The following is a 6,262-nucleotide window of genomic DNA, read 5'->3' on the forward strand; positions in this document are numbered from 1 at the left end:
GGCCGGGGAGGCGGCCGGTCAGCTGGCGTCGATCCTGCCCGCAGCGCTCGGTGCGATCGGCGGGCTGGCCGGCGGCGCGGCGGGCATGGTCGGCCAGATCCCGCAGGCGCTGATGCAGACGGGTCAAGGCCTCGCGCAGGCCGCAACCCAAGGCATGTCCGGGATGATGTCGCAGAAACCATCGGACAGCGAAAAGCTGAAATCCGGTGCGGGCCTTGAACCCCTCGGCGATGCAGCGGGTACCGGCGGTGGCGCGGGTGGCGGTGGCGGCGGCGTTGGAGACACCCGTCCGGCCGGCGCCCTTGGCCCGCCGGTCAGCCCTTCTACATCGCATGTACCCCCGACCATCCCCGCCGGCGCCGACTCGGCACCGCCGGCCGTCACTCCTGCACGTGGCAGCGCGATGGGTGTCATGCCGATGGGCATGCCCATCGGTGGGCTGATGCCGCACGGCGGCGCCGGCCAGGGCGACGGGCGCGACGAGGTGCCGGCGGACAAGAAACTCGTCGTCCCACCCACCGCCAACACCGAGTCGGTGACCGGCAAGGTTTCCGACCGCACCGCGGTGGCCGCCGAGGCGTCTCGCGCCCGCGCCGAAACCGACGACTCCGACGACGAGCCGCCGCGCGGACCGGTGATGCGACGAATCACGTTGGCGCCGTTGCAGGATGACGGTCCGTGACGAGTTTCGACGACCTCGATAACGCCGCAAAGGTCAAATACAGCCAGACCGAGCTGGCGGCAACCTACGACGAACTGACGGCCGTCCTGGACCGGCTCGCGGCACTGCGCACCGACGCCGAGGATCCTGACGGCGATGTGCGTTTCCAACTCGGCCCGGACGGCCGGCTGCTGAGCATGTTCATCGACGAGTCGGTGCCCGGCCGGCTTACTCACTTGGGTCTCGAGGAAAAGATCAATGATTTGCTTGCTAGGGCCAATCTGGTTGCTCAAGAGTCCTGGAAGGCGAGTCGATGACGGTCGCCGACAAGTTGCCGAAGCTCACCGGCGCAAACTCGGCTAGGGTAGCGAAGTGACCACCCGGCCCTTCGCCCCGCCGCCGCGTGTGCCGCCTCCCGAGGCAGGTGGAGGCAAGATTGCCGTGGATGCGCCGATCGCCGCGCCGGTCCCGCCGCCGCGCAGCATCTGGGGAATCGTGCTGCCGATCGGCCTTATCGTCGGCGTCGTCGGCTTCATCATCGCGATGTACGCGTCCGGCCAGCGAACGCTTGCCACCGGATTTGCTATCTTCCCGCTCATCATGCTGATGAGCATGGGCGGAATGCTGTTCCGCGGGCGCGGCGCCGCGCAGAAAATGCCGTGGAGTCAGCTCGAGCAGTATCGCCGCGAGTACTTCGCGCGTCTCGACGAAGTGCGCGACGAAGTGCAGGACGCCGCCCACAAGCAGTGGGAGCACCGTGAGCACAGCCATTGGGCGCCTTCGGAATTGGTGAGCGTCGCCGGCTCACCCCGAATGTGGGAACGCCGGCCCGGCGATTCGGAGTTCGGGGTGGTGCGACTGGGCACCGGCCGGGTCGGGCTGGCGATGACCATCGACAAACCGCAGATTGCTGCGGCTTCCAAGATCGAACCCGCCACCGGCCATGCGCTGCGCAAATTCTTGCTCGAACAGCGTCACGTGCGGGGCATGGCCCGAGTGGTGTGGCTGGAGCGCAACCCCGGCATGTCCCTGGTCGGCGAGATGGACGACGTCCGCGGCGTCGCCCGCTCGATGATCTGCCAGCTGGCCGCCTTCCACAGCCCGGCGGACCTGCAGATCATGATCGTGTCGGCAGCGCCCGCGCGCTGGGACTGGGTGAAATGGCTGCCGCACTGCCAGCATCCCGGGGCCCGCGACGGCTGCGGCGAACGCCGGTTGATCTTCGGCTCGCCCACCGAGTTGGAAAGCTTCGCCGGCGACGACCTGTTGGATCGCAAGGAATGGACACCGCCGGCCAGCGGCCTGCACGGCGGGCCGGATCCGTCGGCGCCGCCGCTGTGGGTGATCGTCGACGACAACTGCGGTGCGGCCGAGGATTGGGCGGGCGCCACCGGTAAGCGCGGCGTCGGGCGGGTGTGCTTCGTGCGGCTGGCGCCCGAGATCGGGGCCGGAGCCGCTGGGCCGGCGACATCCCACCAGGGCGTCGGCTTCGACCCCGACACCACCTATCGGCTGTCCGGCGGGGTGCTGCGCAAGCGAGTGGGGGTGGGCTACCGGTGACCTCACTGCCCGAAGAGCTCGACGACGCCTTCTACGCCGTCGCCGACACCATGAGCATCGCCGATGCCGAGCGGTTCGCCCGCGCGCTGGCACCATGGCGGCCGGTCGGTTCCGCTACGGCGGTGACTTCCGACGGCGCGGCCCGAGACCTGTTGGAAGTGCTGGGAATTCGCGATGCCCGCAAGCTTGACGTGGACCGGTTGTGGTCGGCGCGACGCACCCAGAACCGGCTGTGGATGCGCTTCCCCATCGGCCTCGACCCGGCCGGCGAAGTGGTCGAGCTGGACCTGAAGGAGACATCTCAGTACGGGATGGGCATGCACTCGGTGCTGATCGGCTTCTCCGGTTCGGGCAAGTCCGAGACGATCATCACCGAAGTCACCTCGCTGGCGCTGACCCATTCCCCCGAGACCGTCAATGTGGCGTTCCTGGACTGGAAGATGAAGTCCGCCGGCATCGTGCTGGAACGCTTCCCGCACGTCGTCGCCAGCGTCAGCAACCTTGGCGACGAGATGCACCTGGTCGAGCGCATGCTCGAAGCGTTGGAGGGCGAGCTCGACCGTCGCGGCGCGTTGTGCGCGGCGACGAACTGCAAGGACCTCAACGTCTACAACGAAAAGCGGATGATCGACCCGTCGCTGGAGCCGGTGCCCGGCCTGGTGGTGATCATCGACGAGTACCAGGAGCTGTTCGGCAGCGAGCTGGGCAGTAAGTTCATCGATCTATGCTGGCGCATCGTCCGCCAGGGCCGCTCGCTGCACGTGTTCCTGCAGCTGGCCGGGCAGACCGTCGACGTGCACCGCCTGCAGAAGATCCGCAGCCTGATCGGCTTTTTCATGTCGCTGCGCACCGGCACAGAGGAAGACTCGCGGGAGGCCATCGGCTCGTCGATCGCCGCACACCTGCCGGAAAAGGGCAAGGAGGGCACCGGCTACCTGCGCGAGGGCCAGCGCCCGCCGCGCGAGTTCCGGGCGTTCTACTCCTCTCCGCCGTTCGTGCCGCCGCTGGAGTCCGGGCCCGCGCCGGTGGCAGCGGCGGGCACCTGGTTCGCCCCGCGCTCGTTCACCGCAACCGTCGCCCCCGACGAGGACGGCCTGTTGGCCACCCCTGAGGTCAACGGCCAAGTGCCGGCTCCGGTGCAGGAGCCGACCCCGATACCGCTGGCCCCCGGCGAGCTGCCGCCGACCCTTGTCGACACGGTCGTCGACTCGTTGCAGGCCACCGGCGTCCGCCCGCCACGGCAGCTGTGGCTGCCGCCGCTGAACAACCCGGCGACGGCCGACGAGCTGGTGCGGCTGGTCCGGGGGAAGCCCTGGGACGTCGAGTACGGCGACAGCCCCGGGCTGGCGTTCGCGGTCGGCATCGAGGACCGGCCGCGCCAGCATCGCCAGGACGTGCATTTCCTGGATCTGTTGTCCGCCAACGGATTGGTGATCGGCGCACCGCAGTCGGGTGTGACGACGACGCTGGCCACGATGATGACCACCGCGGCACTGACCTACCGCCCGGAGCGCGTGCAGTTCTATTGCGTGGCCGCCGGCGGACCCAGTCTGGCCGCGGTGGCGGGCCTGCCGCATGTGGCCGGCTTGGCACCGGCGGTGGACCGCGAAGGCGTGGGCCGCATCGTCGCGTCGGTGCAGGGCATCGTTGCCGAGCGGGAGGCGGTGTTCGCCAAGACCGGGCTGGACATGGAGGAGGTCCGTCGGCGCAAGTTCGGCGCGAAACCCGAACCGGTACCGGTGGCGGGCGGCGACGTGATACTTGTCATCGACGGCTGGGCCACCTTCGCGGCCGAGTACCCCCAGCTGGTCGAACAGATCGTCGCGCTGTCGCGGGCGCTTAGTTACGGCGTGCACGTGGTGATTTCCCACACCAGCTACCTGCAGGGTTTGAAGCAGGCGCTCAAGCCGCTGGCCACCGCCCGTATCGAACTCCGCCTCACCGACCCCGGCGACTCGGAGATGGACCGCATGCTGGCCCGCAAGGTGCCCAAGGGGGTGCCGGGCCGCGGGCTCACCAAGGCCGGAATGCATGTGCTGATCGGCGTGCCGGAACTGGCCGAGCGGACGGGGTCTGATGTCGCCGGCCAAGCGGCTCCGGCTGGGCGGGTCGCCGCGCGCGACATCGGACCGGTGATCGCCGAGGTGTCCGGCATCCAGAAGGCTGCGACCGTCAGCCGGCTGCCCGAGGCGGTGCCCTACGAAGAGGTCGAGCGGCTGGCCCGGCCACACACCCGGGTCGGACTGGTCGCGTTCGGTTTGTCCGAGGCCGACCTCGGCCCCGCGTACCTCGACCTGGTCGACCACCCGCATGCGATAGCCGTCGGCGCACCCCGCTCCGGCCGGACCAATTTCCTGCGGGTGCTCTGCCGTGCGATCACCTCCGCCTACCGCCCCGACGAGGCCCAGCTGCTGGTGCTCGATCCGCGCCGAACGCTGCTGGGCGTGGTCCAGGGCCCGCACCTGCGCGACTACGCCTACACCCAGACCGCGCTCCGCGAAGCGATCCGCGCACTCGTTGCTGAGCTGGACAACCGGCAACCGCCGCCGGGCACCACGCAGCAGGAAATGATGACCAAGAAGTTCTGGTCCGGGCCCGAAATCTTCGTTGCCATCGACGATGCCGGTGTGTGGCCGACGATGGACAATCCGCTGATGGCGCTGGGGCCGCATATCGAGGGCGCCCGCGACACCGGATTGCACGTATTTGCCGCAACCGCCGTCGCAAACTGGAACCAGGTGGCCATCGGCAGCTCGCTGCTTGGCAAACTTCGCGCGTCGCTCGCACCGACGTTGATCTTGGACGGACGGCGCGAAGCCGGCAAGATTGTCGCCGACATTGTCGCCGAGCCCCAGCGCCCTGGCAAAGCGGCGTTCTTTACCAGATTTGGCACTTCAGGTGCGCTGATCGGGTGGAGTAATCCGCCGACCCTGCCCACCGCAGCCGTTCCGCAAACTTAGGCGTACAGTGTTGGCGATCCTAAAATTCGTGCTGTGGTGTAAGCCACACCACCCGTACACTTCAATAACCAGCTACGTCAGTCGGGAGAGAACATGCTGATTAACGTTGATCCGGCCATCCTTGCCGCAGCCGCCAGTTCGGAAACCGGAGGGGCCGCCACCATGGCGAGTGCGGCGGCCGCGGCCGCGGGGCCGACCTGCGCGGTCATGCCCCCTGGCGCCGACGATGTGTCGGTGCGGGCAGCCGCCGCGCTCTGCGCGCGGGGCGCCGCGACATCGGGCATCCTGGCTGAGTACATCGCCATGCGGCAGTTGTTCGCTGGTGCGATAGGCACCAGCGGCGCGACCTACACCGCGGTCGAGGGCATCAACGCCGCCACGATGGCCGCGGGAGGGGCCTAGCCGTCAATGGCGGGCCAGTGGAGTGCGTTGCCCCCAGAGGTCAACGCCGGTCAGTTGATGGCTGGCGATCAAGGAGCCAGCGTCGCGGCGGCGACCGCAGCCCATGAGGCGCTGGCGGCCGCGCTAGCTGCCGAGGGCGCCCGGATGGGCGCCACCACCGGGGCCACCGCGGCCACCGGCTGGATCGGTGCGGGCGGCACCGCGATGATCGCCACCGCGATCCCCTACGTCGCCGCGCTCGAGGCGCTTTCCGCATGGGTGCAGCAGTCGGCGGCGTCGGCGGCGGCCATCGAACAGGCCTACGCCACCGCACGGGCCGCGATGATCCAGGTTCCCATCTGCACCACCAATCGCACGACTCAAGTAGCGCTGGTGAAGACAAACATCGTCGGCCAGAACACGCCGGCCATCATCGGCCTCGACACCGAGTACTTCGGGCACTTCTGGACCAACAACGCCGCGCAGATGGGCTCCTACGAGGGCATCGTGACGCCCATACTCGCCGCGCTGGGCATCCCGCCACCGGCCGCGCCGCTGACCGCCAACCCCGCGGGAATGGCGGGCCAGGCCGCCGCGATCGGCGAGGCGGCCGCCCACGGTGCGGCCAGTGCCGCGATGTCGCAGAGCCTGCAGGGCGTCAATCAGGCGGCCGCGGCCGTCGAACCCACCGCCGCCGCCC

The 6,262-nt window shown here is 69.1% G+C and carries 5 protein-coding genes and 1 pseudogene; all 6 read left to right on the forward strand.

Annotated features, from left to right (window positions below):
• Positions 1 to 682 (forward strand): annotated as a pseudogene (locus ACRDU5_RS13645) (PPE domain-containing protein); the annotation flags it as partial.
• Positions 679 to 978 carry a hypothetical protein gene (locus ACRDU5_RS13650; protein ID WP_526615104.1) on the forward strand — a complete coding sequence of 100 codons (300 nt, stop codon included), beginning with the start codon at positions 679 to 681 and terminating at the stop codon, positions 976 to 978. The pseudogene ACRDU5_RS13645 and the gene ACRDU5_RS13650, both read left to right, overlap by 4 nt.
• Positions 979 to 1,033: 55 nt before the next feature.
• Positions 1,034 to 2,221 carry a hypothetical protein gene (locus tag ACRDU5_RS13655; RefSeq protein ID WP_526615105.1) on the forward strand — a complete coding sequence of 396 codons (1,188 nt, stop codon included), beginning with the start codon at positions 1,034 to 1,036 and terminating at the stop codon, positions 2,219 to 2,221.
• Positions 2,218 to 5,181: a type VII secretion protein EccCb gene (gene eccCb / locus ACRDU5_RS13660; protein ID WP_526615106.1), complete on the forward strand. Its 2,964-nt coding sequence runs from the start codon at positions 2,218 to 2,220 to the stop codon at positions 5,179 to 5,181. Before ACRDU5_RS13655 ends, eccCb begins: the two co-directional genes overlap by 4 nt.
• A gap of 93 nt (positions 5,182 to 5,274) precedes the next feature.
• Positions 5,275 to 5,583, forward strand: a complete 309-nt coding sequence (locus ACRDU5_RS13665) for a PE domain-containing protein (protein ID WP_526615107.1) — start codon at positions 5,275 to 5,277, stop codon at positions 5,581 to 5,583.
• A gap of 57 nt (positions 5,584 to 5,640) precedes the next feature.
• Positions 5,641 to 6,262: PPE domain-containing protein (locus ACRDU5_RS13670; RefSeq protein WP_526615108.1), on the forward strand; the 622-nt coding region annotated here is incomplete at its 3' end.

The organism is Mycobacterium sp., from assembly GCF_050701515.1.
In the GTDB taxonomy this organism is placed as follows: Bacteria; Actinomycetota; Actinomycetes; order Mycobacteriales; family Mycobacteriaceae; genus Mycobacterium.